23 protein-coding genes are annotated in these 26,095 nt (G+C 71.9%); 15 read left to right on the top strand and 8 right to left on the bottom strand.

Annotation, left to right across the window (positions count from 1 at the left end):
* The first annotated feature begins 127 nt into the window (after positions 1–127).
* The gene (locus AB0I28_RS01890; RefSeq protein ID WP_357488783.1) at positions 128–3,457 is read left to right on the top strand and encodes a hypothetical protein; all 3,330 of its coding nucleotides are present in this window, start codon (positions 128–130) and stop codon (positions 3,455–3,457) included.
* A gap of 16 nt (positions 3,458–3,473) precedes the next feature.
* Here AB0I28_RS01890 and AB0I28_RS01885 read toward each other — a convergent pair whose 3' ends face one another.
* Positions 3,474–4,850, bottom strand: coding sequence for an MFS transporter (locus AB0I28_RS01885; protein WP_357488782.1), 1,377 nt, complete (start codon positions 4,848–4,850; stop codon positions 3,474–3,476).
* Positions 4,851–5,049: 199 nt separating this feature from the next.
* On the opposite strand from AB0I28_RS01885, the gene AB0I28_RS01880 reads away from it, so the two are divergent.
* From AB0I28_RS01880 to AB0I28_RS01850, 7 genes are all read left to right on the top strand, one after another.
* On the top strand, positions 5,050–5,625 hold the full coding sequence (locus tag AB0I28_RS01880) for an NAD(P)H-dependent oxidoreductase (protein ID WP_357488781.1): 576 nt from the start codon (positions 5,050–5,052) through the stop codon (positions 5,623–5,625).
* A 16-nt stretch (positions 5,626–5,641) separates the two neighbouring features.
* Positions 5,642–6,625 carry a zinc-binding dehydrogenase gene (locus AB0I28_RS01875; RefSeq protein ID WP_357488780.1) on the top strand — a complete coding sequence of 328 codons (984 nt, stop codon included), beginning with the start codon at positions 5,642–5,644 and terminating at the stop codon, positions 6,623–6,625.
* Between the two features lie 108 nt (positions 6,626–6,733).
* Positions 6,734–9,466 (top strand): AAA family ATPase, encoded by a 2,733-nt coding sequence (locus AB0I28_RS01870; protein WP_357488779.1) that lies wholly within the window; start codon positions 6,734–6,736, stop codon positions 9,464–9,466.
* 159 nt (positions 9,467–9,625) lie between these two features.
* The gene (locus AB0I28_RS01865) at positions 9,626–11,068 is read left to right on the top strand and encodes an extracellular solute-binding protein (protein ID WP_357488778.1); all 1,443 of its coding nucleotides are present in this window, start codon (positions 9,626–9,628) and stop codon (positions 11,066–11,068) included.
* Positions 11,043–12,032 carry a sugar ABC transporter permease gene (locus tag AB0I28_RS01860; protein ID WP_357488777.1) on the top strand — a complete coding sequence of 330 codons (990 nt, stop codon included), beginning with the start codon at positions 11,043–11,045 and terminating at the stop codon, positions 12,030–12,032. The genes AB0I28_RS01865 and AB0I28_RS01860 overlap by 26 nt, the downstream gene beginning before the upstream one ends.
* A gap of 10 nt (positions 12,033–12,042) precedes the next feature.
* Positions 12,043–12,915 carry a carbohydrate ABC transporter permease gene (locus AB0I28_RS01855; protein ID WP_357488776.1) on the top strand — a complete coding sequence of 291 codons (873 nt, stop codon included), beginning with the start codon at positions 12,043–12,045 and terminating at the stop codon, positions 12,913–12,915.
* Positions 12,915–13,985 carry an ABC transporter ATP-binding protein gene (locus AB0I28_RS01850; RefSeq protein WP_357488775.1) on the top strand — a complete coding sequence of 357 codons (1,071 nt, stop codon included), beginning with the start codon at positions 12,915–12,917 and terminating at the stop codon, positions 13,983–13,985. The genes AB0I28_RS01855 and AB0I28_RS01850 overlap by 1 nt, the downstream gene beginning before the upstream one ends.
* 40 nt (positions 13,986–14,025) lie before the next feature.
* Here AB0I28_RS01850 and AB0I28_RS01845 read toward each other — a convergent pair whose 3' ends face one another.
* The 5 genes from AB0I28_RS01845 to AB0I28_RS01825 all read right to left on the bottom strand — a co-directional run bounded on the left by AB0I28_RS01845 (position 14,026) and on the right by AB0I28_RS01825 (position 18,664).
* On the bottom strand, positions 14,026–14,982 hold the full coding sequence (locus AB0I28_RS01845; protein ID WP_357488774.1) for a hypothetical protein: 957 nt from the start codon (positions 14,980–14,982) through the stop codon (positions 14,026–14,028).
* Positions 14,979–15,494 (bottom strand): SigE family RNA polymerase sigma factor, encoded by a 516-nt coding sequence (locus AB0I28_RS01840; protein ID WP_357488773.1) that lies wholly within the window; start codon positions 15,492–15,494, stop codon positions 14,979–14,981. Before AB0I28_RS01840 ends, AB0I28_RS01845 begins: the two co-directional genes overlap by 4 nt.
* Positions 15,495–15,645: 151 nt before the next feature.
* On the bottom strand, positions 15,646–17,172 hold the full coding sequence (locus tag AB0I28_RS01835) for a DHA2 family efflux MFS transporter permease subunit (RefSeq protein WP_357488772.1): 1,527 nt from the start codon (positions 17,170–17,172) through the stop codon (positions 15,646–15,648).
* Between the two features lie 242 nt (positions 17,173–17,414).
* Positions 17,415–18,440, bottom strand: coding sequence for a hypothetical protein (locus tag AB0I28_RS01830; RefSeq protein WP_357488771.1), 1,026 nt, complete (start codon positions 18,438–18,440; stop codon positions 17,415–17,417).
* Positions 18,437–18,664, bottom strand: a complete 228-nt coding sequence (locus AB0I28_RS01825) for a hypothetical protein (protein WP_357488770.1) — start codon at positions 18,662–18,664, stop codon at positions 18,437–18,439. Before AB0I28_RS01825 ends, AB0I28_RS01830 begins: the two co-directional genes overlap by 4 nt.
* A gap of 178 nt (positions 18,665–18,842) precedes the next feature.
* Between AB0I28_RS01825 and AB0I28_RS01820 the strand changes: the two genes are divergently transcribed.
* The 4 genes from AB0I28_RS01820 (at position 18,843) to AB0I28_RS01805 (ending at position 22,229) form a co-directional block, all read left to right on the top strand.
* Positions 18,843–19,967, top strand: coding sequence for a histidine kinase (locus tag AB0I28_RS01820; RefSeq protein WP_357488769.1), 1,125 nt, complete (start codon positions 18,843–18,845; stop codon positions 19,965–19,967).
* Positions 19,964–20,644 carry a response regulator transcription factor gene (locus AB0I28_RS01815; RefSeq protein ID WP_357488768.1) on the top strand — a complete coding sequence of 227 codons (681 nt, stop codon included), beginning with the start codon at positions 19,964–19,966 and terminating at the stop codon, positions 20,642–20,644. The genes AB0I28_RS01820 and AB0I28_RS01815 overlap by 4 nt, the downstream gene beginning before the upstream one ends.
* A gap of 32 nt (positions 20,645–20,676) precedes the next feature.
* Complete coding sequence (locus tag AB0I28_RS01810) at positions 20,677–21,315, top strand: hypothetical protein (protein ID WP_357488767.1); 639 nt, start codon at positions 20,677–20,679, stop codon at positions 21,313–21,315.
* A gap of 80 nt (positions 21,316–21,395) precedes the next feature.
* Positions 21,396–22,229: a phosphatase PAP2 family protein gene (locus AB0I28_RS01805; protein ID WP_357488766.1), complete on the top strand. Its 834-nt coding sequence runs from the start codon at positions 21,396–21,398 to the stop codon at positions 22,227–22,229.
* On the opposite strand, the gene AB0I28_RS01800 is transcribed toward AB0I28_RS01805, so the two are convergent.
* On the bottom strand, positions 22,226–22,528 hold the full coding sequence (locus AB0I28_RS01800) for a helix-turn-helix transcriptional regulator (protein WP_357488765.1): 303 nt from the start codon (positions 22,526–22,528) through the stop codon (positions 22,226–22,228). The genes AB0I28_RS01805 and AB0I28_RS01800 overlap by 4 nt on opposite strands.
* 64 nt (positions 22,529–22,592) lie before the next feature.
* On the opposite strand from AB0I28_RS01800, the gene map reads away from it, so the two are divergent.
* From map to AB0I28_RS01785, 3 genes are all read left to right on the top strand, one after another.
* The gene (gene map / locus AB0I28_RS01795; RefSeq protein ID WP_357488764.1) at positions 22,593–23,363 is read left to right on the top strand and encodes a type I methionyl aminopeptidase; all 771 of its coding nucleotides are present in this window, start codon (positions 22,593–22,595) and stop codon (positions 23,361–23,363) included.
* A 122-nt stretch (positions 23,364–23,485) separates the two neighbouring features.
* On the top strand, positions 23,486–23,956 hold the full coding sequence (locus AB0I28_RS01790; RefSeq protein ID WP_357488763.1) for a DUF6640 family protein: 471 nt from the start codon (positions 23,486–23,488) through the stop codon (positions 23,954–23,956).
* 39 nt (positions 23,957–23,995) lie between these two features.
* Positions 23,996–24,580, top strand: coding sequence for a helix-turn-helix domain-containing protein (locus AB0I28_RS01785; RefSeq protein ID WP_357488762.1), 585 nt, complete (start codon positions 23,996–23,998; stop codon positions 24,578–24,580).
* Here AB0I28_RS01785 and AB0I28_RS01780 read toward each other — a convergent pair.
* Positions 24,570–25,994 (bottom strand): basic amino acid/polyamine antiporter, encoded by a 1,425-nt coding sequence (locus AB0I28_RS01780; RefSeq protein WP_357488761.1) that lies wholly within the window; start codon positions 25,992–25,994, stop codon positions 24,570–24,572. The genes AB0I28_RS01785 and AB0I28_RS01780 overlap by 11 nt on opposite strands.
* Between the last annotated feature and the right edge of the window lie 101 nt (positions 25,995–26,095).

The raw sequence follows: 26,095 nt of genomic DNA, 5'->3' as shown, positions 1-26,095 counted from the left end.
TGTCCATCCCCCCGATGGTTCGCCGATGATCTCTGCAAGCCACTTGCTACCCAGTGTGATCAACACTTAAACATTCGGCGAGATCAATTCTGGTGACCCTCGTGCGAGCGTCGTGCAGGATGTCGGCATGTCCGCCTCACCCGGCACGGCACTGCTCACCCGCCTCGATTCCCTGGCGTATCCGGCCCGCGCGCGTCTGCTGGCGTCGCACGCGTGCCGACTGCCCCATGCCGACCTGCGCGAACTGCTCGGCGAACTGTGGTCCGGAGACACCGACCACCGGCACATCGCGCTGACCATGGGCGTGGCCGCCCGTGACGGGCGCTCGGTGCGCACCGGGCTGGCGGACACCGACCGGGGCATCGTCGCCCGCTCACTGCGCGCGGCCGTGGCCTTGGGCGTCGAGACGCCCCGGCTGACCGCCCTGCTCGACGACGCCCCCGCCGGGACGCGGGCCCGGCTCTACCGGCTGGCGAGGAACGACACGCCGCTCGCCGAGGCCATCATCGGCCCGGTGCGCGCCCGCTACGGCGACCGGGAGGCCGCCCGCGTGCTTCCCGGTTGCGAGGGCGACACCGTCGCCCGGCTCCTGCCGGAACTGTCCTACGCGCTGACCGGCTGGAAGTTCCTCGCCGGGCGCCACCCCGGCCCGGTCCTCGACGAGGCCGGCCGCCTCCTCGCCGAATTCGCCGGTCCCGCCCGCGACGCGTGGTGGTCGAGGCGCGGGCGGGCCGTCCTGACCACCGCCCGCCACGCGCCCGAGGACCTCCTCGCGCTGCTGGAGCGCCACCCCGGATTGCCCGCGGTATCGGAGACCGCCTGGGCCGTCGGCCTGCTGGCCGTCCGGCGGCCCGAACGGGTCGTGCGGCTGCTGACCGACCCGGCGCAGACCGGACTTCGCGCGGCCCGCTCGCGTCCGTCCCTGCTGCGCCGGATCGCCGGCCTCGACACCGTCGTGCTCACCGGGTTCGCGCACGCCCTCGACGGCGACGGCGAACTGGCCGCCCTGCTCGACGCGCTGCCCCCGTCGCGGCGCTCGGAACTGTTCGACGCGGTCCGTCCCGACCTCACCGACCCGATCGGCGACCCGCTGCTGTCGGCGCTCCCCCATGCGCGCCAGACGGCCGAGGCGAGGCGCTGCCTGGCTCTGCCGCAGATCGCCCAGGACGCCGGGCAGAGGCTTTGGTTCACGGCACGCCTTCCTTTCGAAGAGGCTTTCCCCGCGATCGCCGAAGCGACCCGCTCACACCGGGCGGAGGAACGAGCCGAGGCCTACCGGCTGCTCTTCGAGTGCGCCGTCCGATCGAACGATCCGACCGCGCTCGGCACGGCACTGGGCGCACTCGGCCGGCTCCGCAACGAGCAGGACCCGGTGCGCGAGAGCGCGGTCGGCGCGATCGCCGCCGTGCCCGCCCACCGCTTCGAGGCCTCGCATCTCGCCACGCTGGAAGAACTGGCCACGGGTGTGGCCGAGGCGCGCGACGCCTCCTGGATGACACTCGACGCGCTCGGCCGCCTCGCCACGACCGTCCTCGCCGAACGCGGCGAGGTCGCACCGCTCCGCGTCTGGGCCACCCGGACGCTCGACCGCCTGTTCGCCAACAGGATGCCTCCGCTTCCCCGGCTCGACCGCGCCCTGCGCCGAGGCCAGGAGCACGCCTTCGCGGAGGCGGTGCTCCCCTGGCTGACGGCGTGCGCGGACCGCGCCCACTTCGACCCGCTCTTCGCCGTGGCCAACGCTCTCGGCAAGCGCGCCCGGGGCGTCCGGGGTCTCCAGGCCCTGCTGCGCCGGGCCGTGTCGCCACGCAATCTCGTCCCGGTGATGCTCCAGGGGATCCGCCTGTGGCTCGACGACCCCGCCACCCGCGACACCCGCGTGGAAGAAGTCGTCGGCGAGGACAGCTCGACGGTAGCGATGCCACCGGTGTGGAACATCCTGTCCGCGCGGCGCACGGATCTGCTCGACCTGGTGCTGCCCGGTCCGCCGCACGGACGCCTCATCGCCGAAGGCGCCCCCTGGGTCCCGTCCATCAGGTTCCCCGGCCGCATGCTGCCGCGCCAGCGCGATGTGTGCGCACGACTGCTGGCCGAAGCGGCGGCGGACGCCGGCGCGCAGCGGTACTCCCGAGTCCAGGCGATCCACGCCGTCGCCGATGTCCCCGGCGGTGACACCGTGGTCTCGCGCTACCTCGGCTCCCCCGACGTCGTCCTCGCCGAGGCCGCCCTCGCAGCCCTCGCCCACACCGGCGACCCCGAACACGCCCTCGACGTCTCGCTCACCGAGTTCGACGGCGACCGCGCCCGCGTCGCCGCGTACGCCGCCGGACGCGCCGCGAGCTTCGTACACCCGTCACGGCTCGGACCGAAACTCACCGGCGCCCTCGCCGACGGGCGCAAGGTGACCAGCCGAAAAGAGGCCGCGCGGTTGCTGTCGCGGCTGGCGGTGCCCGCAGCGATGGACGCGCTCGCCGCGGCCTGGCGGCCCGGAACGCATCGCGATGTCAAGGCCGCCATCGTCTCGGCGGTGCGCCTCCAGCTCGACGATCCCCGCGCCTGGCAGATCCTCGACGATGCCGTCGCCGGCGACGAGACGGCGGTCGCCACGGCCGTCCTCGCGATCGGACCACTCGACACCGCGCCTCGGCACCGTACTCGCTACGGCGGCCTCGTCAGCGTGCTGTGCGCCCACCCGCGGCCGCTGATCGCCGTCGCCGCCTGGGCGGCCTATCCATCCTGGGCTCCATGGGCTCCCGAAGCCGGCGGTCTGCTGGTCGGCGCGCTCGCCGATCTCGACGAGCGGGTCCACTGGCGGATCGCCGCGCGGTCGCTGGCCGCCATGCTGCACACCGCCCCGGACTCCGAGGCGCTCGAACAAGCCGTCGCCGGCCTCCTCGACGCCGAGGCCGCCGACACCCGGCCGGAGGCGTGCGACCGGGACCGTCCGTCCGCTCAGCGCCTCGACGCGCTCGTGTCCGCAGCCGTGGCCCACGCGGACACCGCCCTGTCACCGGCGGGCCGCGCCGCGCTGGCCCGGGCGGGCGGGATCCTCGCCGAGCGTCCCGATCACCTCGCCGGCGCCGCACGGCTGCTCATCGCCTCCAGCGGCCTGACCTCGGCGGTCCCCGGCGCGATCGCGGAAGACCTGGCGTCGGTCGCCGACCTCCTCGCCGGGCGGCCGGTCACCGCGTCCCGCGTCGCCGGGGAGATCCTCGCGGCGGCCTCGCGCCGTCCGCACGGCGACGCGCGGGCCTTCCGGCCGGCCGCCGAGACGCTCGCCGAACGCGGAGATCTCCCCGCCGGACTGTTCGCGCTGGCGCTCGCCGACGGCGGCTCCCGCGTCGGCTCCGGCCGGCGTGGCGCCGACCCGCCGTGGCGCGACCTGCTCTTGCGTTTGCGCGGGCACGCCGAAGCAGAGGTCCGCGCGGCCGCGCTCGCGCTGTTCACCACACAGGAATGACGCGACGGCGTCCCGGTCAAACGGCCGGTGCCTTCTCCCGTGAAGGGCCGGCGGCCAGGAGCGCGAGGACCCCGAGACCGTAGGCCGCCAGCAGAGTCAGCACGCCGACGGTGAAGCCGGTCATCCCGCCACCGCCGATCGTCCAGGCCAGGGCCGTCACGGCCGGGCCGATGGTCGAGGCGAGCGTCCGCACCGTCGCGAAGGCCCCGCCCGCCGCGCCGATCGCCTCGCGGGGAGTGGCCGCCATGAGACTGGTGTTGATGGGCCCGTTGAACAGCGCCGAGGCGATGCCGATGAGCACCAGGCGCCAGGCGAGCCCGAACAGGTCGGTGTCGGAGTCGACGGTGAGCATCGTCGTCATCGCGCCGACCGAGAGGATCGCCCCGACCACGGCGACCTTGTGGGCGCCGAAGGTGTCGGCGAGTTTGCCGGCGATGGGCGCGATCGGGGCCATGGCGCCGGAGAGGAAGAGCAGCGCGACACCCGTGGTCGCGGGGCTTTCGCGCATCTCGTCGACGACGAAGTAGGGCAGCAGGAAGGACATCAGGCCGACGGCGAAGCTCATCAGGAAGAGGCCGAGCAGGCCCATCCCGACGGTCCGCCGGCGGATGACCGCGATCAGCGGCGCCGAGCTGCGCAGCCGCAGCCAGACGACCGTGAGGGCGACCGAGATGACGACGAGCACGGCGGCGAGCGCGGGCTGTTCGCTGAGTCGGTCGAAGGCGAGGAGGATCGCCGCGACGGCGCCGCCCATCACGAGGCTGTCGCGGATCAGGACGCGGTCGGGAACGGGCAGGCCCTTGCCGTTGCCGGGAATCGCCCGCCAGCCGAGCCACAGGGCGGCGGCGACGATGGGCAGCTTCAGCAGGAACAGGCCGCGCCAGCCGAAAGCGCCGACGGCGAGGCCTCCGAGCGGGGCGCCGATCATGCCGCCGATGGTCATCACGGTGATGATGTAACCGATGGCCCGTCCGCGCCGGTCCGCGGGCACGGACGCCGCGACGATGGGCATGTAGACGGCCATGACCAGTGAGGCGGCCAGCCCTTGCAGGAAGCGCGCGGCGATCAGCAGCCAGAAGGTCGGGGCGGCGGCGACCAGGACGCTGGCGGCGGCGACACCGAACATCGACAGCAGGAACACCTTGCGGATGTCGGCCTTGTCCGCCCAGCGGCCGGCGGGGATGGCCGCCGCCGACATCGGCAGGGCGTAGCCGAGCAGGCCCCAGGCGGTGACGGCCGGGCCGACGCTCAGGTCGTCGCCTATGTCGGGCAGGGCGACGGCGGCGAGCATGAGGTCGGAGGTCACGACGACCATGGCCAAGGCGAGAGCGAAGACGGGCGCCCACCGGGTGGGAACTTCGCTGCGGGGTTCGGTGGTGCCGAGCTGAGTCATACCCCGAAACTATGGATCCGGGACCGGCCGGGGCATCTGTCGCGTGACTGGTCGGTGCGACCGGGGCGCCGGTCGCACCGCCAGTACAGGTCACCGGTCACCGGGCCCAGTCACCTGACAGATGGCGGGACCGCCGGCCGCCCATAGCTTTGGCCACGACACCGAAACCGGTGGTCGAAGCCTTGACGAGGAGCACCCCATGCCCGACAACCTGAAACTCGCCGTCATCATCGGCAGTACCCGCGAAGGACGCTTCGGTCCGGTTCCGGCCGAGTGGATCGCCGAGGAGGCCCGTCGATACGGCGGCTTCGACGTCGACGTCGTGGACCTGCTCGACTGCGAGCTGCCGGCCCACATCACCGGTGACAGCGACGACCACCCGAACGTGCGGAGCCTGTCGGCCCGGCTGCACGCCGCCGACGCGTTCGTCGTGGTCACGCCGGAGTACAACCACAGCTACCCGGCCGGCCTGAAAGCCGCGATCGACCACTACCAGGCGGAATGGCACACCAAGCCGGTCGGTTTCGTCTCCTACGGCGGCATGGTCGGCGGACAGCGGGCGGTGGAGCACCTGCGGCAGATCTTCCCCGAGGTCCACGCGCTGACCGTGCGCGACACCATCGGCCTCGTCAACTACTGGACCTTGCTGGGCCCCGACGGCCGCTTCGCCGAGCCCGAGGCCCTGGCCGGCGCGGCCAAGGGAATGCTCGGCCAGCTCACCTGGTGGGGTCGTGCGCTGCGCACCGCCCGCCTCGAAACCGCCTACGCGGTCTGACGAAAGGGAAGTGGCCATGAAGGCGATTCGCCAGTACGAGGTCGGCCCGGCCGAGACCCTGCTCTTCGAGGACGCTCCCGACCCGGTCGCCGGGCCCGGGCAGCTGCTGATCCGGGTCCGCGCGGCCGGCGTGCACCTGCTCGACGCGGCGATCCGTGCCGGGACCGCCGGCGACCACCCGTTCGCCGGACCGGCGCTGCCGATGACACCGGGACGCGAGGTCGCCGGCGTCGTGGAAGCCGTCGGCGACGGCGTCGACTCTTCCTGGGTGGGGCGACGGGCCGTCACCCACCTGGGCATCGCCAGCGGCGGCTACGCCGAACTGGCGGTACGCGAGGCCGAAGCGGTCCACCCCATCCCCGATGGACTCGGTGAGGCCGAGGCGGTCGCGCTGATCGGTACCGGCCGGACGGCGATCGGGATCCTCGACGTGGCCGCGCTGACCGGCGACGACGTCGTGCTGGTCACCGCCGCAGCGGGAGGGATCGGCTCCCTGCTTGTGCAGGCGGCCGCCAACGTGGGCGCGACCGTGGTCGCCGCCGCGGGAGGCGGGAAACTCGACCAGATCAAGAACGTCGCGCCGCAGGCGATCACGGTGGCCTACGACGAGCCCGGCTGGGCGGAGGCGGTGCGCACGGCCCTGTCCGGGCGCGAGATCACCGTCGCCTTCGACAGCGTGGGCGGCGAGGCCGGGCGCGCGGCCCTTGACCTGCTGGGCATCGGTGGGCGCTTCATCATGTTCGGCTGGTCGTCGGGGACGGTCACCGAGCTCGACGCCGACGACATCTACGCCAAGGCCCTGGAGGTGACCGTCGCCCTCGGGCCGCGGATGCTCGCCCGCCCCGGGGGCCTGCGCAGCCTGGAGACCGAGGCGCTGGCCGAAGGCGCGGCCGGACGGCTCATCGCGCTCACCCAGGTCTACCCGCTCGCCGAGGCGGCGGCGGCGCACACCGCGCTGGAGAACCGCGGCACGGTCGGCAAGGCCGTGCTGGTCCCCTGAGGAACCGGAAGGGCGGCGCGGCCGCAAGGGCCGCCGCCGCCCTCCGGGACGTCCACGTCACACTCGCGCGCACCGGATAGGGCTTCCTTCCTGCGTAGAATCGCGCCCATGCTGTTCGGCCGCCCCACCGAAACCGCCCGGCTCGACCGGCTGATCGACGCGGCCCGATCGGGACGCAGCGCCGCGCTGATCGTGCGCGGCGAGGCCGGCATCGGCAAGTCGGCGCTCCTCGAACACTGCGCCGAGCGGGCCGAGGGCCTGCTCCTGCTGCGCAGCAACGGCGCCGAGTTCGAGTCGGAACTCCCCTACGCCGGTCTCCACCTGCTCCTCCGTGAGCACGTCGGCCGCATCGACTCACTGCCCGGCCCGCAGGCCCGGGCCCTGCGGACCGCGCTCGGCCTGGCCGCCACCGAGGACCGGGAGTGGTTCCAGGTGGGCCTCGCGGTCCTCAACCTGCTCACCGAACTGGCCGAGACGACCCCGGTCCTGTGCCTGGTCGACGACGTGCACTGGCTCGACCACGAGACCACCGCCGTCCTGCGCTTCGTCGCGCGCAGGCTTCAGGCCGAGGGCGTGGTGATGATCCTCGGCGCGCGCGACTCCCACGCGCCGGTCTTCAGCGCCGAGGGCATCGAGGAACTGGTCCTGTCACCCCTCGGCGAACAGGCCGCCGGTCAGGTCCTCGACGCCTACGCCGCAGACCTGCCCGACTACGTCCGCGACCACATCCGCACCGAATCGAGCGGAAACCCGCTCGCGTTGCGCGAACTGGCCGCGGCACAGCGCGAAGGGCACCTGGGCGCCGAAACCGGCGGCGTCACCCGGCTGCCCACGCACGGCCGGATCCAGCGCAGCTTCGGCGACCGGATCGCCACCCTGCCCGCCACCGCCCGCGACCTCCTGCTGGTCGCCTCCGCCGACGACAGCCGCAGCACGGCGACCGTACTCGCCGCGGCGGCCAGGCTCGGCGCCTCCGTCGACGACCTCGATCTCGTCGAGAAGCGCGAACTGCTGCGCACCACCGCCGACCAGGTCCTCTTCCGCCATCCGCTCATCCGCGCCGCCGCCTACCAGGGTGCCGGATCCCGGGAGCGTTCCGCCGCGCACTCGGCGCTGGCCGCGGTCCTCGACCCCACCGTCGACGGGTACCGGCGCGCCTGGCATCTCGCGGCCGCCACCACCGGCACCGACGAAGAGGTCGCCGCCCTGCTCGAAGCCGAGACCGACGCCATCCTGACCCGCGGCGGGTACGCGGCGGTCACCACCGGATACGCCCGGGCCGCCGCGCTGAGCCCGGCGCCAGCCGAGCGGGGCCGGCGCTTCCTGGCCGCCGCGCGCTCGGCCCTCGACGCCGGCCAGCTGGACCGCGCCGACGCCCTGGCCGACCAGGCCGCGCGCAACCTCACCGACGAGATCGCGCTCGCGCTCGTCGCCCGGGTACGCGGCTCGGCGGCGAACTGGCGCGGGCAACCCGCCTCCGCCCACCGGATCTGGTCCGACGCGGCACGGCGGGTGGCGCCGCACTCCCAGGACAACGCCAGCTTCCTGCTCTTCAACGCCGCCGAACTCGCCTGGCTCACCGGGGACTTCAACGCGGCCGCCGCCGACGCCCGGCTGGCCGCCGAGCTCGGCCTCCGCAACGCCGACCGGGTCCAGGCCATCGCCGTCGCCGCCGCCGGGATCAACGGGCGCGCCGGACTCACCCCCGCCGACGGCCTCACGGCCCTGCGCAAGATGGTGGCGATCGTCGCCGAACATGTCGCGGTGATGCGCCTTGAGGACGCCGCGACGCTCGTCGTGTGGCGGCTGATGCTCGGTGACCACGTGACGGCGCTCGCCGAGGCGGAGGCACTGGTGGCGCGCTGCCGGGCGCCCGGAGCGCTCGGCGTGCTCCCCCGTGCGCTGGGCCTGCTGGCGAGAGCCCAGCAGTACGCCGGAGCGCACGCCGAGGCCTTGGACACGGCGACCGAAGCGCTGCGGCTGGCCGCCGACATCGGCACGAACACGATCTTGCGCGGAGTGCCGGCGAGCGTACTGGCCTTCCTCGCCGCGGTCGAAGGCGACGAGGAGCGGTGCGGACGGCTCCTCGGCGAGGTCACCGAGAGCATGGGCAACCGCGGGCAGGTGATCGGCGAAGGCCCGCTCGCCTTGGCCGATCTCGCGCTCGGCCGCTTCGAGGCGGCGCACGAACGGCTGTCGGCGGCGGTCTCACGACCGCACCGCATGGACCTGCTCCCCTACATCCCCGACCTGGTGGAGGCAGCCACGCGCGTCGACGGTCCGGTGCGCGTCGGCGACGCCTTCGAGCTCTACGAGGCCTGGTCGACCGCCGTCGGCATGCCCTGGGCCGCGGCGGTCACCGCGCGCTGCCGCGCACTCCTCGACGACGCCGGCGCCGAGCGGCACTTCGCCGAGGCACTCGCCGCGCACGGCGGTCCCGACGACCGGCCCTTCGAAACAGCGAGGACCGAGCTGCTCTACGGCGAGTGGCTGCGGCGCAAGCGCCGGGTCAACGACGCCAAGCCCCATCTGCGGCAGTCGATGGATACCTTTGAGCGGCTGCGCGCGACGGCCTGGGCCGACCGGGCCAGGCTCGAACTGCGCGCCGCCGGGGAGAGCGTCGCGGCGCAACCGGTCCGGTCCGACGACCGTTTCGCCGACCTCACCCCGCAGGAGTCGCAGGTGGTGCGCCTGGCCGCCGGAGGGCTGACCAACCGCGAGATCGGCGCGCAGCTGTTCCTCAGCCCGCGCACGGTCGGCTATCACCTCTACAAGGCCTATCCGAAGCTCGGCGTGGCCTCGCGCGCCGAACTGGGCAGGCTGCGCCCGGGCGGAGAGTGACCCACCGGTCCATCGTGGACGGCCGGACCGGTGGCCGGAAGGTGTTGACACCGGCGATTTGTCCTCACTAGGGTCGGCACACCAGACGACCGGCCGCCCGGTGATCGCAGGATCGCCGGGCGGCCGGCGACGCCGCCTCAGCGAAGAGGGTGACCAGCGATGCGCCGACCGAGCTCGTTATCAGCATGGGGGCCGGCGCGGCGCGCCGGCCGAGTCCTGGCCCTCGCCGGTCTGACCGCCCTGGTCGCGACCGGATGCCTCGGCGGCGGTGACGACGAGGCGGCCGACCCGAACAAGAACGCCGGTGCAGGCGAGTTCACGCTCACGATCACCTCGAACGCGATCGCGGGCGGCAAGAACGCCGAGGGCGCCGACTTCCTCACCGGCTACGTGATCCCGAAGTTCGTCGAGCAGCAGAAGGCCAAGGGCGTCACCGCCCACATCGAGTTCGAGCCCAACGGCGTCGACGACGCCGAGTACAAGAGCAAGATCGGCCTCGACCTCGAAGCCGGCAAGGGCGCCGACATCATCGACATCGACGGCATCTGGGTCGGCGAGTTCGCCGCCTCGAACTTCATCAAGCCGCTGGAAGAGGTCGTCGGGGCCGACGCGGCGAACAACTGGGACGGCTGGGGCCAGATCCAGCCCTCGGTCCAGCAGAACGCCTCCTATGAGGGCAAGCGCTACGGGATCCCCTCGGGCACCGACGGGCGCGTCCTCTACTTCCACAAGGAAGTGTTCGCCGAGGCCGGGCTGCCCGCCGACTGGCAGCCGACGAGCTGGCAGGACGTCCTCGACGCGGCCGGGGCCGTCGCCGACAAGACCGACGCCATCCCCTTGCAGCTCAACGCCGGCACCGCGATGGGCGAGGCGACCACGATGCAGGGCTTCCTGCCCATGCTCGCCGGTACCGGCAAGGAGATCCTCACCGACGGCAAGTGGCAGGGCGACACCCCGCAGGTGCGGCAGGTCCTCGACTTCTACCAGCAGGTCTACGGCGGTGAACTGGGCGACGCCACGCTCCAGCAGGAGGCCAAGGGGCGCGACAAGTCCTTCGAGGCCTTCTCCAAAGGGCGGGTCGGGATCCTGCTGGAGAGCGACTACCTGTGGCGCGGAGTGCTGAGCCCGAGTTCGGACGTGGCGCCGATGCCCGACCGCGACGAGGCGGTCGGATGGGCGAAGATCCCGGCATTCGCGCCGGGTGCCGGTGTCGGCGGGCAGGACTTCGTGTCGATGTCGGGCGGTGCCGCGCAGGTGCTCAACCCGAACACCGCCTACCCGCAGCAGGCTTGGGAGCTCATGCGCTTCATGGCCTCCGCCGAGACGGTCAAGGAACTGGTGAGGGACAGCCCGCGCATCACCCAGCGCGACGACGTCAACGCCGAGGTCCTGGCCGGGGATCCGATGCTGAGCTTCATCGCCTCGCAGGTCGTGCCGCTGACCCGTTTCCGTCCGGGCGACCTGGCCTACCTCCAGGTCTCGACGGCGATCCAGGAGGCCACCTACGCGATCGTCGACGGCTCCTCGGTCGAGGAGGCCGCGGCGGCCTATCAGAAGACGCTGGAAGGCATCGTCGGTGGCGAACGCGTCGCCTCCGGATGACGGCGGCCCGGCGGGCGGGGCCGACCCCCGCACCGCCGGGACCAGCCACGCGGGCGTGGTCGCGGTCGGCGTCCCGACGGGCGGGGCGGCCTCGGACGTCGTGGGACTGGGCAGAGCCCGGGCGGTCGCGTTCGTCGCGCCGGCCCTGCTCCTGATCGGCGTCTTCCTGCTCTTCCCGGCGCTGTGGACGCTCTACATCGGCGCCACCGACTACGAGCGGACCGGGCCGAAGCACGTCAGCCCGTCCTTCGTCGGCGTCGACAACTACACCGACGTGCTCGCCGACCCGTCGTTCTACAACTCGCTGGGACTGACGCTGCTGTTCGTCGGTTTCTCGGCGGTCGTCGGGCAGAACGGGCTCGGCTTCGCGCTGGCCTGGTCGCTGCGCAACGTCACCGGCTGGGTGCGCCGGACGGTCGAGACGCTGGTCCTTTTCGCGTGGATCCTGCCCGGCTCGGTGGTGGCGTTCCTGTGGATCGCGATGCTCGACCGCGATGGTGGGACGGTCAACGCGATGCTGGGCACCCCCGGCCTGGCGTGGCTGGTCGACTACCCGATGGCGAGCCTCGTCGTGTTCAACATCTGGCGCGGCACGGCCTTCTCGATGATGCTCTACGGTGCGGCGCTGTCGTCGGTTCCGCCCTCGCAGCTGGAGACCGCGCGGCTGGCCGGGGCCTCGGGCCCGCAGACCCTCCGCGACATCGTGTTCCCGCATATTCGAGGGCACGCGCTGACCAACACGCTGCTGATCACCCTGTGGACCTTCAACGACTTCTCGCCGTTCCTGCTCACCGCCGGCGGCCCCGGCGACGACTCCGAGATCGTGTCGGTCTACGTCTACAACACCGCGATCCGCGACGGCCGCCTCGGCTACAGCGGGGCGATCTCGCTGCTGGTCCTGGTCGCCAACATCGCGCTGGCCCTGCTGTATCTGCGCATGCTGCGAAAGCGGCGGATCCCGTGAGGAGGGTTTCATGAGGAGCGTCTCCGACGACGACGCCCGCCGGGCGGCCTGGCGCATGGCCGCCCGGATCGGGTTCTATGCGCTGACCTGCCTGATCGCGGTGTTCTTCGCGCTTCCGCTGCTGTGGCTGGTGACCGCGCCGTTCGACGCCAGCCCGACCTACGCCGTCGAGGTCCCCGAGGCCACCCTGGAGAACTTCGCCGAGATCAACGCCAACCCCTACGCGTGGGGCTCGATGCTCAACTCGATCCTGCTGTCGGCGGGGACGGCCTTGTTCGTCGTGGTGGGCGCCGCTCTGGCCGCCTACGCGCTCTCCCGCGTGCGCATGCCCGGCCGCGACGCCCTTCTCTACGTGCTCCTGCTGCTGTCGAGCGTGGTGACCGGCACGGCGGCGATGGTGCCCCTGTTCCTGCTGGTCTCCGAGCTGGGCGACGGCGTCCACCCGTCCCTCGGCATCGACTCCCGCTTCGCGGTGATGCTGGTGATGGCCGGCGGCCTGCTCCCGGCCGGGATCTTCATGCTCAAGGACTTCGTCGACACCGTCCCGAAGTCCTACGAGGAGTCCGCCAGAGTCTTCGGCGCCTCGCCGCTGCGAATCCTCAAGGACATCGTCGCCCCGCTGATCGCACCGGGTCTGGCGACGATCGCGGTGTGGACGGTGGTGAACGTGTGGGGCAACTTCCTCGTGCCGTTCATCCTGCTGCGCGACCCGGAGAAGCAGCCCGCGGCGGTGCTGATGCGCACCCTCTACACCGAGGCGGGGCAGCCGAACCTGGCGCTGCTGTCGACGTTCTCGCTGCTGTACTCGCTTCCGGTGATCGCCATGTACCTGTACGTCTCGCGCAAGTACGGCTTCCGTTTCCACGGAGGGATCAAGAGCTGATGGCCGGAATCTCCCTGCGCGCCCTCGACAAGGTCTACCCCGGCGGGGTGCACGCCGTCGACGGGCTCGACCTCGACATCGACGACGGCGAGTTCTTCGCCCTGCTCGGCCCCTCGGGGTGCGGGAAGACGACACTCCTGCGCACCATCGCCGGTCTGGAGGTCGCCACCGGCGGAACAGTGCTGATCGGCGACCGGGACGTCACCACGGTGTCGCCGGCCCGGCGGGACGTGGCGATGGTCTTCCAGGACTACGCGCTGTTCCCGCACATGACCGTCATCGACAACATCTCCTACCCGCTGCGCATCAAACGCCAGTCACGCTCGGAGCGGCGCGGCAAGGCCACCGAGATCGGCCGGCAGCTGGGCCTCGCCGAGCTGATGGACCGCCGGCCGGGCGCGCTGTCGGGCGGGCAGCAGCAGCGGGTCGCGCTCGCGCGCGCCGTCGCCTGCCACCCCGCCCTGTTCCTCTTCGACGAGCCGCTGTCGAACCTGGACGCGCGGCTGCGGCTGGAGGCGCGGACCTTCCTCAAGCGGCTCCAGCGCGAACTCGGCGTCACGACGGTCTTCGTGACCCACGACCAGGCCGAGGCGCTGGCCCTCGCCGACCGCATCGCGGTGATGGAGGCCGGCCGCATCCGCCAGCTCGGCACGCCCCGGGAGGTCTTCGGGCGGCCGGCGAACACCTTCGTGGCCAACTTCATCGGCTCGACGCCGATGAACCTGCTCGACGGGCAGGTGCGCGGTGAGACGGTCGCCGTCGCCGGGGGCCGTCTGCCGATCCCGGCGGAGGCCGTCGGGAAGGTCGCCGAGGGGGAGAAGGTCGTCGTGGGAGTGCGGCCGGAGTACGTGCGACTGAGCGCGTCCGGCGACGGACTGGCCGGGGAGGTGTCGATCCTGGAGAACCTGGGGACGACGACCCTGGTCACGGTCGACTGCGCGGGCGAACTCGTCGGTGCGACCGTGCCCGAGGAGGACGAGCCGGAGCCCGGGGCGCAGGTGCGGCTGGCACCCGTCGCGGGGAGGCTGCTGCTCTACCGCGCCGAAGGCGGGGAGCTGATCGGGGAGTGATGCCGCCCGGCGTCCCCGTCTGGACGCCGGGCGACACGTCTCATTCCACCGGGACGGCGGGCAGGGCGAGGGCGAGGGCGGTCATCTGCTCGTCGGAGAGGGACGGTTCACTCGTCTCGTTCCAGGAGCGCTCGGTGATGAGCACGGCCGACCCGTCGGCGCGGTAGACGACCAGGTAGGCGATCGTTCGGCTGGTTCTCCCGCCGGTGGTCTGGGAGGGCCGGACGCTCAGGATCCGCTCGCCCTCGGAGCCTTCGGATTCGACGCATTCGAAAGTGGTCTCGACCTCCGCGGGCCGCGGGAACTCGAGCATGTACGTGTACGAGTCGCAACCGGGGACGAGATAGCGGGGGTCGGGCAGCAGGGAGCTGGGGTTCTTCGCCTGTGTCCCCGCGCCGCGCAGGAACAGTCCGGCCGGGCGGACGTACAGCGAGATGATGCCGTCGGCGGTGTCGACCTGCGCCGAATAGGCCAGCCGCTCGGCGAGGACCTTCGACTCGTCGCCTGCCCACCCGCCGTAGGCGCCCGATTGGTCCTGGTCGGGTGTAAGGACCTCGTTGTGGCGCGTCACCGCGCCTTCGTTCCAGGAGCCCTGCCCCTGGAAGCCCAGGGCCTCCAACCCGGCGAGCCAGGCCGTGGTGAGCTCCTCGGTGGCCGGGGTGGTGGTGTAGGCGTCGGCCTCGTTCTCCTCGTCGAAGCGGCTCTCGTCGGCGCTCCAGATGTACTCCACGTTCGGGTCGAACGCGATCGGGTACTCGCTCGGGTCCTGCCGCAGCGGCGGTACGGCGGCGTCCTGCGCGGTCCCACCGGCGAACACCGTCGGCAGAAGCACCGCGACAGCGGCGATGGCGGCCACTCCCCCGCCGGCGAGACCCGCGAGCCTGGCGCGCGCCCGCCTGCGGCCCTTGGCGATGATCGCCGAGGGGACGATCGACAGCTCCGGGGTGCACCGCTCGAACTCGTCGTTCAGGACGCGGTTGAGTTCATCGGTGGTCATGACGGCACTCCTTCGAAGAGTTCGAGGTTCTCGGTGGAAAGCGACGCGCGCAGGGCCGCCAGACCGCGCATGGTGAGGTTGCGGGCGGCTCCCGGGGAGCAGCCGAGGATCCGCGCGACCTGATCGCCGGGAAGGTCCTCCCAGTAGCGCAGGACGACCGCGGCCCGCTGCCGCTTCGGCAGCCGCAGCAGCGCCTCGATGAGCACCGCGCGCTCCTCGGGGAGACCGTTCGAGCGCTGCGGGCGTTCGGGGAGCTCGGGGCGGGTCTGCTCGCGCCGGAAGCGGAAGAGACGGCGCTCGTCGATGAGGGCGTTGACGATGATCCGGCGGACGTAGGCGTCGACCGAGGCTCGTCGCGCGCGCTTCCAGGCGCCGTAGAGCCGAATGAGCGCGGTCTGCACGACGTCCTCGGCCTGGTGCCAGTCCGCGCAGCAAAGGTAGGCGAAGCGGCACAGGCGCTTGGTCTGGGCCGCGACGTATTCGTGGAAGTCGCGCTCCTCTTCTGGTGACATCTCGCTCCAGGGCTTCGCGGTGGTCGGGGTCGACCGGAATACGGGTTGATCTTGGCGTGGTGTCACACCGGTTCCGCACCGCGCGAGGCCGGCTCGCACACGAAAAAGGGCCGCCCTCGCGGGCGGCCCTTTTCACTGCGGTGGTCGCGTCCTAGTGGACCAGGACCGGCGCGCGCTCCTCGCCGTCGGTGGCGACCGGTGCCTTCTTGCGGGGCAGGAAGAGAGCGGCCACGAACGTCGCGATGATCAGCACGAACGCCAGCACGAAGGTCGCGCCGAAGCCCTCGGCGGCCTCCGCCAGACCCTTCTCCATCACGCCCGGCGGGAGCTGGGCGGCGATGGCCGGGTCGGACTGGGCCGCGATGGCCGGACCCGCGAGCTCCGAGCCGGTGATCTGGTTGGTGAGGACCACCGACATGATCGCGCTGCCGATGGAACTGGCGACCTGCTGCACGATGTTGAGCAGCGTGGAGCCGCGCGCGATCATGTGGTCGGTCAGCGTCTGCATCGCCGCGGTCATCGTCGGCATCATCGTGGCGCCCATGCCCAGGCCCATGACGAACAGCGCGCCCAGCAGGACCGGGTACGAGGTCGTCGACTCGATCTGGGTGAGCACGCCCATGCCGCCGAGGATGAGGATCATGCCGGTGAGCACGATCTTCCCGGGCCCGATCCTGTCGACCAGGCGGCCGGCGATCGGCATCGTGAGCATCGCGCCGAGACCCTGCGGAGCCACCAGCAGGCCGGCGTGGAGGGTCGACTCACCGCGGATCTGCAGGAAGTAGGTGGGGATCAGCAGCATCGCGCCGAAGAACGCCACACCGAACAGGAACATGGTGATGGTGGCGACGCTGAGCTGCTTGTTCTTGAACAGGCGCAGGTCGACCAGGGGGTGGCGCGGGCGGAACGCGTGCCAGACGAAGGCCACGATGAGCACCACGCCGATCGCGGCGGGGATCAGCACGCGAGGCGCGGCGACCGTCCCCTCCTCCGGGATGGAGGACACGCCGAAGAGGAACAGCGCCAGACCCGGCGACATCAGCAGCATGCCGACGAAGTCGAAGGACTCCGACGGGCTCGGCGCGTCCTTCGGCAGGACGACCGCGGCGAAGATGAGCGCGAGGATGCCCAGCGGAACGTTGATGAGGAAGATCCACTGCCAGCTGACCTCTTCGATCAGCCAGCCGCCGAGGATCGGGCCGCCGATGGGACCCAGCAGCATCGGGACGCCGAGAACGGCCATGACGCGTCCGACGCGCTGCGGACCGGCCGCGCGGGTCATGATCGTCATGCCCAGCGGCATCAGCATGCCGCCACCGAGGCCCTGCAGGACCCGGAAGCCGATCAGCGAGTTGATGTCCCAGGCGAAGCTGCACAGCACCGAGCCGGCCACGAACAGGACGAGGGCCATCATGTAGAGCCGCTTCGTGCCGAAGCGGTCGGCGGCCCAGCCCGTGATCGGGATGACGGTGGCGAGGGCCAGGGTGTAGCCGGTCATCGTCCACGCCGCGGTGGCGAGGGACGTGTCGAACTCGGTGGTGAAGGTCGGCAAAGCAACACTGACCACGGTGATGTCGAGGATCGACATCACCAGGCCGAGCACGACCACACCGGCGATCTTCAGAACACCGCCGTCGAGTTTCTCGGAGGCGGCGGGACCGCTTGGAACGGTGGACATCAGTGAATCTCCTGTGAGGTGTAGGCGCACTCAAGTGTTCACACCGACTGTTACAAGGACCCATGCGGGGGCCGTGTCCCTGGTCACAGCGGGCGGAGCCACCTCACCCCCGGGTTGCCTGGTGGGGGGCGGGAAGGGGAGCGCCGGTCACCGACCGTGACGAAACCACCGTGGCCGATTTAACAGCCTCCGAGCGCTCCGGGCGGCCGACGCGGTGCCGACAGCTGCTCCACATAGGACGGTCACGCCACCGCGGTCGAACCGGCGGGCTCCTCCCTCGTCTCTCGGCGGCCGGCCGAGCGCGCGGCCAGCAGGCCGAGGACGATCGCACCCACCAGGAAGAAGACATTGTGGGCATAACGCGCGACCGGGTCGACGTCGCCGATCGGCGCGCTGAAGAAGCCCACCAGCGCCGACGATGCGAGCGCGCCGGTGGCCAGCATCGCGATGTGCGCGCCGGTCCAGCGCCGTGAGCGCGCCAGCCGGCCGACGGCGAGGGCGGCGCCCGCCAGGATCGCCAGCGTCCCGGCGACGCCGAGCCAGGTCGGCGGCATGAGCTGGTAGGCGAAGGTGAGCGCGAGCGAGGCCGTCCCCACGAGGATCGGCGCGGGTACCGGACCGTCGCCGCGCCGAGGCCTCCGCCGGCCGAGTACGACGGCGAGGACGATGAGGAGGAGTGCCACGCTCGCGGCCCCGGCCAGCTGGGCGGTGGAGGCGTGGTCGGACTCCGTGGTCAGGTGCCAGCGGAGCACGACGGCGGCACCGGCGAGGTAAAGGCCAACGGTGGCGATCAGCCCGGGCAGCCGCAGCCAGGGCCGCCGTCCGGGCGCGAAGGACTCGACCATCGCGATGGGTGCGCCGAAGCTCATGAGCGTGTGTCCGGCGACGAAGCCGATCGTGGTGGTCGCACTGGTGCCGAGCGGTGCGATCCACGTCGGCTCGATCAGCGCGGCCCAGTAGTCGATGTCGCGGTAGTCGAGGCTGAACATCGACTGGTCGATGATCCCGGCCTGGGCGACGCCCGCCGCGCAGGCGAGCGCGAGGATGCCGGGCCGGCCCATTTCGAGGCGGCGGGAAAGTTCGCGGATGAGCAGCGCGGGTGCGCCGTAGAGCGGGACGAAGACGATCAGGCCCGCCAGGAGTGCGCCCGGGTCACCGGTGCTGTCGTCGTAGCCGACGAGGTATTCGGCGCACACCGGTGACAGGACGAGTAGCGCGGCCGCCGGGCCCCAGCGCAGACGGCGCGGTGCCGAGAGGTCGGGCCTCATGCTTCGAGCCTCCCGCCGATGACGATGATGACGGCGCCGATCACCGAGAGCATGAGGTTGGCGAAGACCTCATAGCCGGCGGCGAAGCTCAGCTCCGGGACGACCCAGCGGTCGAAGGCGTTGAGGATGAGGCTCATGATCGGTTGGGTCCACAGGCGGTCGATCGCTCCGCTGACGCCCACGAGGACGAGGATGAGTCCGGACGTCTCGACTGTCTTTCTCATGGTCGTCGACGCTATGGAGACCGGCGGTGCGCGCGGATCGGTCGTCGGCAGGAGATGGTCCGACCGAGGTATGCGGTCGAGGCCCGGTGTGGCGACCAAAGTATCGGCCGCGGCGACTTCGGTATCGACCTCACCGCGCCGCGGTGCCCGATGGGCTGTGCGTCGGTAGGTTCGGGGCATGAGCGGTAGGCGTGGGGTCCGGGACTGGGTCGTGGACTCGACGGCGTTCGCGCTGGCGGTCCTGGCCGGGTTGGTGCTGTCGGGGCTGCGCATCGAGGCGGGGCCCATGCCGGAACCGCCGTGGCTGTACAACCTCGACCAGGTGGTCGGTGCGTTGGGATGCGGGGCGCTGTGGTTGCGGCGGCGCTGGCCGGTACAGCTGGCGGTGGCGCTGATCGCGGTGTCGGCGGTCTCCGAACTGGTCGCCGGGGCGATGCTGATCGCGCTGTTCACGGTGGCCGTGCACCGGCCGCCGAGGACGACACTGGCGCTGTTCGGGCTGGGCCTGCTCGCCGGCGGGGCTTACACGTTCGTGCGGCCGGACCCGGAGACCGGGCTCGCGATGTCGCTGATCCTGAGCTTCGCGATGCAGTCGACGGCGGTGGGCTGGGGCCTGTTCGTCTCCCACCGGCGCAAGCTGGTGGAGTCGCTGCGGGAACGTGCCGCGCGGGCCGAGAGCGAGTCGCGGATGCGCGCCGAGCAGGCCCAGCGCGACACCCGGGACACGATCGCGCGGGAGATTCACGACGTGCTGGGGCACCGCCTCTCACTGCTGAGCGTGCACGCCGGGGCCTTGGAGTTCCGGCCGGACGCGCCGGCGGCCGACGTGGTGCGCGCGGCCGGGGTGATCAGGGAGAACGCGCACCTGGCGTTGCAGGACCTGCGCGAGGTGATCGGGGTGCTGAGGGCACCGGTCGGGGAGCTGCCGCAGCCCGGGGTCGCCGACGTCGAACGGCTGGTCGGCGAGTCGGTGCGGGCGGGCACGCCGGTGGACCTGACGGTGTCGCTCGATCGCGAACCCCCCGAACAGGCCGGCCGGACGGCCTACCGGATCGTCCAGGAGGCGCTGACGAACGCGCGCAAGCACGCCCCCGGCGAGCCGGTGCGGGTCGCGCTGACGGGCCGGGCCGGTGCGGGCCTCACCGTCGAGGTCCGCAACAGGGTCACGTCGGCGGCGGGCGGGCAGGGCGGGCAGGGCCTGATCGGGCTCGCCGAGCGCGTCACGCTGGCCGAGGGGACCCTCGAACACGGACCGGAGGCGGGCGAGTGGCGCCTGAGCGCCTCGCTACCCTGGCCGGCATGACCATGTCGCCGGATGCCGCGACGATCGGCGTGCTCATCGTCGACGACGACCCGCTCGTCCGCGCGGGGCTGGCGATGATGCTCGGCGGGGCGGCCGACATCCGGGTCCTCGGTGAGGCGGGCGACGGGCGCGAGGTGGCCGATCTGGTCGGGCGCCTGGGACCGGACGTGGTTCTGATGGACGTCCGCATGCCGTACGTGGACGGTCTGGCCGCCACCGAGGCGCTGCGGGCACGACCGGGCGCCCCGGAGGTGATCGTGCTGACGACCTTCGACGCCGACGCGCACGTGCTGCGCGCGCTGCGGGCCGGCGCGGCGGGTTTCCTGCTCAAGGACACCCCGCCGGCCGAGATCGTGGAGGCGGTACGGCAGGTGGCGCGCAAGCTGCCGGTGCTGTCGCCGGCGGTGACCCGGCGGCTGATCGCGCGGGTCGCCGAGGACGACCGGGACGGCCGCGGTGCCCGGGCGGCGAAGCGGCTGGCCTTGCTCAACGACCGCGAGCGCGAGGTGGCCGTCCAGGTCGGCCACGGCAAGTCGAACGCCGAGATCGGGCGGACGCTGCACCTGAGCGTGCCGACGGTCAAGACGCACGTCTCGGCGATCCTGACGAAGCTGGACCTGAACAACCGGGTGCAGATCGCGCTGCTGGTCCACGACGCCGGGCTCCTCGGCACCTGAGGACTGTCGGACCCGGAGGTTACGTTGTCCGGATGTCCGACACCCCGGGTCCCGTGACCTCCGACGACGTGCGCGTCGCCGTCGCCTCCTGTTCCTCCGCCCTCGGGGGCGCCCTCGACGCCGACTGGAGCGTCCCGGCCGACGGCCTGACGTGGAGCTGCTGGGACACCGCCGAGCACCTCGCCGACGACCTGTTCGCCTACGCCGCCCAGTTCGGTCCGGCGCGGCCGCCGCTGGATGGCCACGTGCCCTTCACGTGCGTCAGCAAGACCCCCGGCGGCCCGGCGGCCAGTGTCTTCGCCGACCCGCAGGCGGGTCCGGCCGGTCTCGTGCAGGTCATCGAGACCTGCGGGACCTTCCTGGCGGCGGTGGTGGCCACGACCCCTCCCGAGGCGCGCGCCTTCCACGGACTCGGCATCGCTGACCCCGAGGGTTTCGCGGCGATGGGAATCGTGGAGGCGGTCGTGCACACCGGCGACATCGCCCGCGCCCTGGGCCTGGAGTTCGAGCCGCCGGCGGAGGTGTGCGCGCGGGTGCTGTACCGGCTCTTCCCGGACGCTCCCGCCGACGGCGAGCCGTGGCCGACGCTGCTGTGGGCGACCGGTCGCGGTGAGCTGCCCGGCCGGGCCCGGCTGGATTCGTGGCGCTGGCACTGCGAGCCGCGCGCCTGAAGCCTCGCTGAAGAGTTCGCCCGGAAGGGACCGATTCGCGCTAACGTCGCCCGCGTCGGTCCCTTTCGGATGGAGCGGTAGTGGCACTCGTGCATTGGACCCTGCTGATGAGCCTGGTGATGGCGGCTCAGGTGGTCGCCTTCGCCTTCGTGCTCGTCTCCTCGGTGCGCCCGGCGGTCGCCCGGCTGAGCGGGGCCTCGTGGGTCCGCGCGGCGGGTGAGCGTGGCCGGGCGGGCGTCTCCTGGCTCAGTCTCCGGGTGGCCGCCGAGGCGCTGATCCTCACCGCCGGGGCGGGCGCCGTACTCGTCGGCGCCATGATGTTCACCGAGATCCTCGACGGCGTCACCGACGGCGACGACATCGCCGCCATCGACGAGCCCGCCGTCGGCTGGCTCGTCGAGCACCGCGTGCCGGCCCTCAACCGCGTGCAGATCGCGATCACCGATCTCGGCGGTTCGCTGCTGCTGACGCTCGGCGTGGTCGTCGCGACCGTACTGGTGGCGCGCTCCCGTAAGTCCTGGACTCCGGTGTGGCTGTCGCTCACCGGGCTGGGCGGCATCCAGATCCTGGTCAACGTGATCAAGCTGCTCATCGGCCGGCAGCGTCCCAATCCGCCGGCGCAGCTGGTCACCGCGACCGGTTACTCGTTCCCCTCGGGGCACAGCGCCACCTCGCTGGTCGGTTTCGCGCTCATCGCGTGGCTGCTGTGCATGGTCACCAGGAGCGCGACCGCCAAGGCGACGGCGTGGACGGCGGGCGCGGTCGGCACCGTCGCGGTCGGATTGTCGCGGATCTATCTCGGCGTGCACTACCCCAGTGACGTACTCGGCGGCTGGACGCTCGGCCTGACCTGGCTGGCGGTGCTCGGGACCGCGGCGATCGCCTGGCGGTACCGGATCCGCGCGCGAGACTAGGAGGCCATCCGCTCGCGAGCGCTGTGAGCGGAGGCCGCGGGTTCGCCCGCACGCTCGGGCTGGTTGATCTCGGCCCACACCGCGTCGAGGGACAGGCCGAGCACGCCCGCGATCGCCGCGATGGTCGGGAAGGCCGGAGTCGCGACCCGGCCGGACTCGATCTTTCGGAGGGTCTCGGGCGAGACGCGCGCGTCGAGCGCGGCCTGGAGCATCGAGCGCTTTCCCCTGGCACGACGCAAAAGCGCGCCGAGGCGCTGCCCGCGCTCGACCTCGGCGGGTGTGAGCGGCAACCTGACCATGGGCCGATTCTAGTACCGGGATAATATGACCGGGATAGTTATTGGCAACCAGGGAAGGCGCGCCATGATCGAGATCCTGAACCCCGGCGAACTGTCCCGCGCGAGGGAGGCGGGCGCCCTGGTCGCCGCCATCCTGCGAACACTGCGGGACCGCAGTACGGCGGGCACCAACCTCCAAGACATCGACCGGTCGGCGAGGGCGATGATCACCAAGGCCGGCGCGTTGTCCTGCTACGTCGACTACGAGCCGCCCTTCGGCCGCGGACCCTTCGGCCACTACATCTGCACCTCGGTCAACGACGCCGTACTGCACGGGAAACCCCACGACTACACGCTCGCCGACGGCGACCTGCTGACGCTCGACCTCGCCGTCTCCAAGGACGGAGTGGTCGCCGACGCCGCCGTCAGCTTCGTCGTCGGCGGCTCCGAGCCACCGGAGAGCATCGCGATGATCGACGCGACCGAACGCGCGCTGCGCGCGGGGATCGCCGCGGCCGGCCCGGGCGCCCGCGTCGGCGACATCTCCCACGCCATCGGCTCCGTCCTCTCCGAGGCCGGCTATCCGATCAGTTCCGAGTACGGGGGCCACGGCGTCGGCTCGACGATGCACCAGGATCCGCATATTCCGAACACCGGACGGCCCGGCCGCGGGTACAAGCTGCGCCCGGGAATGCTGCTGGCCCTGGAGCCGTGGGTCATGGCCGACACCGCCGAACTCGTCACCGACCCCGACGGGTGGACGCTCCGGAGCGCGACGGGCTGCCGGACGGCGCACAGCGAGCACACGATCGCCGTCACCGAGGACGGAGCCGAGATCCTCACCCTCCCGAAGTAACCGCACATCACGCGGGGGCCGGCGTGACGCCGGGCCCCGCGCGGTTGACAGGCGGACAATCCCTGCCTAGCCTCTAAACGGAATCGGATTCCTCTTCCATTTAAATGACGAAGGACCACCCCATGACCGCCGCTCCACGCCACTGGACCGCCCCTCGGATCCTCGTGCGCGTCGTCCTGTTCTTCACGCTCCTCGGACCACTCCTGGCCGACCTGGCCATCCCGGCCGTCGCCGACCTGCACCTGCACAACCCGGCGTGGCCACCGCACGCCAAGTTCCACGACGCCCAGTACATCGTGATGGCCGCACTCATCGCAGGCGTAGGCCTCGCAGTCCTGTGGGGACGAACGGGCGACCTCCGCGCCCGCTTTCACCTGGCCGCCGCGCTGGGCTCGGTCACCTGGCTGGGCATGTTCGCCGCTCTCCTCTTTCCGGGAACGGCGCCCCAGGACCCCGAGCACGCCGCCGACGCCGTCAAGGTCGCCGGCCTCGACCCGCAGCTGTTCATCGCCCTCGTCATGCTCGTGGCGCTGTCGGCCGCGCTGATCCTCGAACGAACCCGTTCCCCCATTCCGGGCCGCGCCGCCGGGTAACCTCTCGGCATTCGCCCGCCAGCGCCACGGAGACCGCCGATGCCGAGCCCGTCCGCCCGAAAGCTCCGCACCGACGCCGCGCGCAACCGCGACCACGTCCTGGACACCGCGACCGCCCTGTTCACCGAACGCGGCGAAGCGGTCCAGATGGCCGACGTCGCCCGCGAGGCCGGGGTCGGCGTCGGCACCGTCTACCGCCACTTCCCCACCCGCCGCGCCCTCGTCGAGGCCGCCGCCGAACGGCGCTTCGCCGACATCCTCGATCATGCCCGCGCGGCCTGCCGGACCGAACCCGACGCGCGGCGAGCCCTCGCCGCCTTCCTCACCCGGGTCGCCGAGGTGCACGAGCAGGGGCGGGCGCTCTCGGGCGCCATCGAGTCCGTCCTCGGCGACACCGAGCCGCGCGGCCCGGTCGGCGCCGAACTCACCGAGTTCGGCGCCGAACTCCTCGAACGCGGCCGCGTGGAGGGACTGATCCGCGACGACGCCACGGTCGCCGACCTCTACATGGTCGTCGGTGCCGTGGCCACCGTCAGCCGCACCGGGATCGGCGACTGGCGCCGGTTCGTCGAACTCTCCCTGGACGGCCTGTCACCGCGCGAACGGTCCCGGCTCACAGACTGATCCAGCCGGTGGACAGCCCCACCAGACCGGCCACGGCACCCGCGACGGCCACCGCGAAGATCACCGCCTCACCCGGCGAGAACACCCGCCTGCCCCGCTCACGCCGCGCCATCGCGAACAGCACGGTCGCCGGCGCGTAGAGGATGAACGACATCAGCGCGTAGTCGAGACCGCCGGCGTACAGCAGCCACGCGGTGTAGACCGTGGCGACGGCCGCGACGGCGAGTTCGCGCGCGACCCGGCGCTCACCGGGGTCCGGACGCAGCGCGATCTTCAGCCCGTACCCGGCGGCGAGCAGGAAGGGGACGAGCACGAGCGAGCTGGTGAGGTTGAGCGCGAAGTCGAAGGCGTCCGCGGAGAACAAGGTGACCACCAGGATGACCTGGGACAGGGCCGTGGTCAGCGCGAGCGCCGCGACGGGCACGTCGGCGCGGCCGACGCGGCCGAGGAAGCGGGGCATGTCCCCGTCCTCGGCCGCGACGAACAGGACCTCGGCGGCCATGAGGGTCCACGCCAGATAGGCGCCGAGCACCGCCACGATGAGGCCGACCCCGACGAGGACCGATCCCCACGTCCCGACGGCCGCTTCGAGGACGCCCGCCATCGAGGGCTGGCGCAGCGCGGCGATCTCCTCCATCGGCAGGATCCCGTAGGACACGATGGTGACCGACGCGAAGATCGCGAAGACGCCGAGGAAGCCCAGGACGGTCGCCCGGCCGACGTCGGTGCGGCGGCGGGCGTGGCGAGAGTAGACGCTGGCGCCCTCGACACCGAGGAAGACGAAGACGGTGGCGAGCATGGTCCCGCGGACCTGGGTGAAGAGCGATCCGGCCTGGTCGGTCCCGCTCCAGTTGGCGGCGAACACAGCCGGGTCGAGGCAGAACACCGCGAGCAACACGAAGACCGCGATGGGCACGATCTTGGCGACGGTGACGACGCGGTTGAGGGCGGCGGCCTCCTTGACGCCCCGGCGGATCAGCAGGAAGAACGCCCAGAATCCGGCCGAGGACAAGATCACCGCCAAGACCGTGTCGCCTTCGCCGAGGGCCGGGAACACCGCGCCCGCCGTCGACATGATCAGCACCATGTAGGTGACGTTTCCGACGCAGGCGCTCGCCCAGTAGCCGAAGGCGGCGAAGAAGCCCATGTACTCCCCGAAGCCGGCCTTGGCATAGGCGTAGATCCCGGCGTCGAGATGCGGTCGGCGCACCGCGAGCGTCTGGTAGACGAAGGCGAGCATGAGCATCCCGCCGCCGGCCACGGCCCAGGCGAGCAGCGCTCCGGCGACGCCGGTCTCCTCGGCGAAGCGGGTCGGCAGCGAGAACACCCCGGCGCCGACCATGGAGCCGACGACCATGGCGGTCAGGGTCGGCAGCGTGAGCCTGGCCGGAGGCGGCGTGATCTCGTGGGCCATGTCGTCCCCGCTCGCTGCGACCGGTGGGAGTGGATCAATGCGCACTTTAACGGCGATCTGGTGTCATTCGGGGGATATACGCTAGCCTGTTCTCTGAAGTT

Origin of the sequence: Phytomonospora sp. NPDC050363 (genome assembly GCF_040655735.1) — a bacterium.
Taxonomy (GTDB): domain Bacteria; phylum Actinomycetota; class Actinomycetes; order Mycobacteriales; family Micromonosporaceae; genus Phytomonospora.
Note: the sequence above shows the minus strand (reverse complement) of the source record. Positions and strands in the feature narration are given on the sequence as shown.

Coding starts and splice junctions, on each gene's coding strand:
- AB0I28_RS01890 (WP_357488783.1), top strand. CDS start 128: ATGTCCGCCTCACCCGGCACGGCACTGCTCACCCGCCTCGATTCCCTG.
- AB0I28_RS01885 (WP_357488782.1), bottom strand. CDS start 4,850: ATGACTCAGCTCGGCACCACCGAACCCCGCAGCGAAGTTCCCACCCGG.
- AB0I28_RS01880 (WP_357488781.1), top strand. CDS start 5,050: ATGCCCGACAACCTGAAACTCGCCGTCATCATCGGCAGTACCCGCGAA.
- AB0I28_RS01875 (WP_357488780.1), top strand. CDS start 5,642: ATGAAGGCGATTCGCCAGTACGAGGTCGGCCCGGCCGAGACCCTGCTC.
- AB0I28_RS01870 (WP_357488779.1), top strand. CDS start 6,734: ATGCTGTTCGGCCGCCCCACCGAAACCGCCCGGCTCGACCGGCTGATC.
- AB0I28_RS01865 (WP_357488778.1), top strand. CDS start 9,626: ATGCGCCGACCGAGCTCGTTATCAGCATGGGGGCCGGCGCGGCGCGCC.
- AB0I28_RS01855 (WP_357488776.1), top strand. CDS start 12,043: ATGAGGAGCGTCTCCGACGACGACGCCCGCCGGGCGGCCTGGCGCATG.
- AB0I28_RS01850 (WP_357488775.1), top strand. CDS start 12,915: ATGGCCGGAATCTCCCTGCGCGCCCTCGACAAGGTCTACCCCGGCGGG.
- AB0I28_RS01845 (WP_357488774.1), bottom strand. CDS start 14,982: ATGACCACCGATGAACTCAACCGCGTCCTGAACGACGAGTTCGAGCGG.
- AB0I28_RS01840 (WP_357488773.1), bottom strand. CDS start 15,494: ATGTCACCAGAAGAGGAGCGCGACTTCCACGAATACGTCGCGGCCCAG.
- AB0I28_RS01835 (WP_357488772.1), bottom strand. CDS start 17,172: ATGTCCACCGTTCCAAGCGGTCCCGCCGCCTCCGAGAAACTCGACGGC.
- AB0I28_RS01830 (WP_357488771.1), bottom strand. CDS start 18,440: ATGAGGCCCGACCTCTCGGCACCGCGCCGTCTGCGCTGGGGCCCGGCG.
- AB0I28_RS01825 (WP_357488770.1), bottom strand. CDS start 18,664: ATGAGAAAGACAGTCGAGACGTCCGGACTCATCCTCGTCCTCGTGGGC.
- AB0I28_RS01820 (WP_357488769.1), top strand. CDS start 18,843: ATGAGCGGTAGGCGTGGGGTCCGGGACTGGGTCGTGGACTCGACGGCG.
- AB0I28_RS01815 (WP_357488768.1), top strand. CDS start 19,964: ATGACCATGTCGCCGGATGCCGCGACGATCGGCGTGCTCATCGTCGAC.
- AB0I28_RS01810 (WP_357488767.1), top strand. CDS start 20,677: ATGTCCGACACCCCGGGTCCCGTGACCTCCGACGACGTGCGCGTCGCC.
- AB0I28_RS01800 (WP_357488765.1), bottom strand. CDS start 22,528: ATGGTCAGGTTGCCGCTCACACCCGCCGAGGTCGAGCGCGGGCAGCGC.
- map (WP_357488764.1), top strand. CDS start 22,593: ATGATCGAGATCCTGAACCCCGGCGAACTGTCCCGCGCGAGGGAGGCG.
- AB0I28_RS01790 (WP_357488763.1), top strand. CDS start 23,486: ATGACCGCCGCTCCACGCCACTGGACCGCCCCTCGGATCCTCGTGCGC.
- AB0I28_RS01785 (WP_357488762.1), top strand. CDS start 23,996: ATGCCGAGCCCGTCCGCCCGAAAGCTCCGCACCGACGCCGCGCGCAAC.
- AB0I28_RS01780 (WP_357488761.1), bottom strand. CDS start 25,994: ATGGCCCACGAGATCACGCCGCCTCCGGCCAGGCTCACGCTGCCGACC.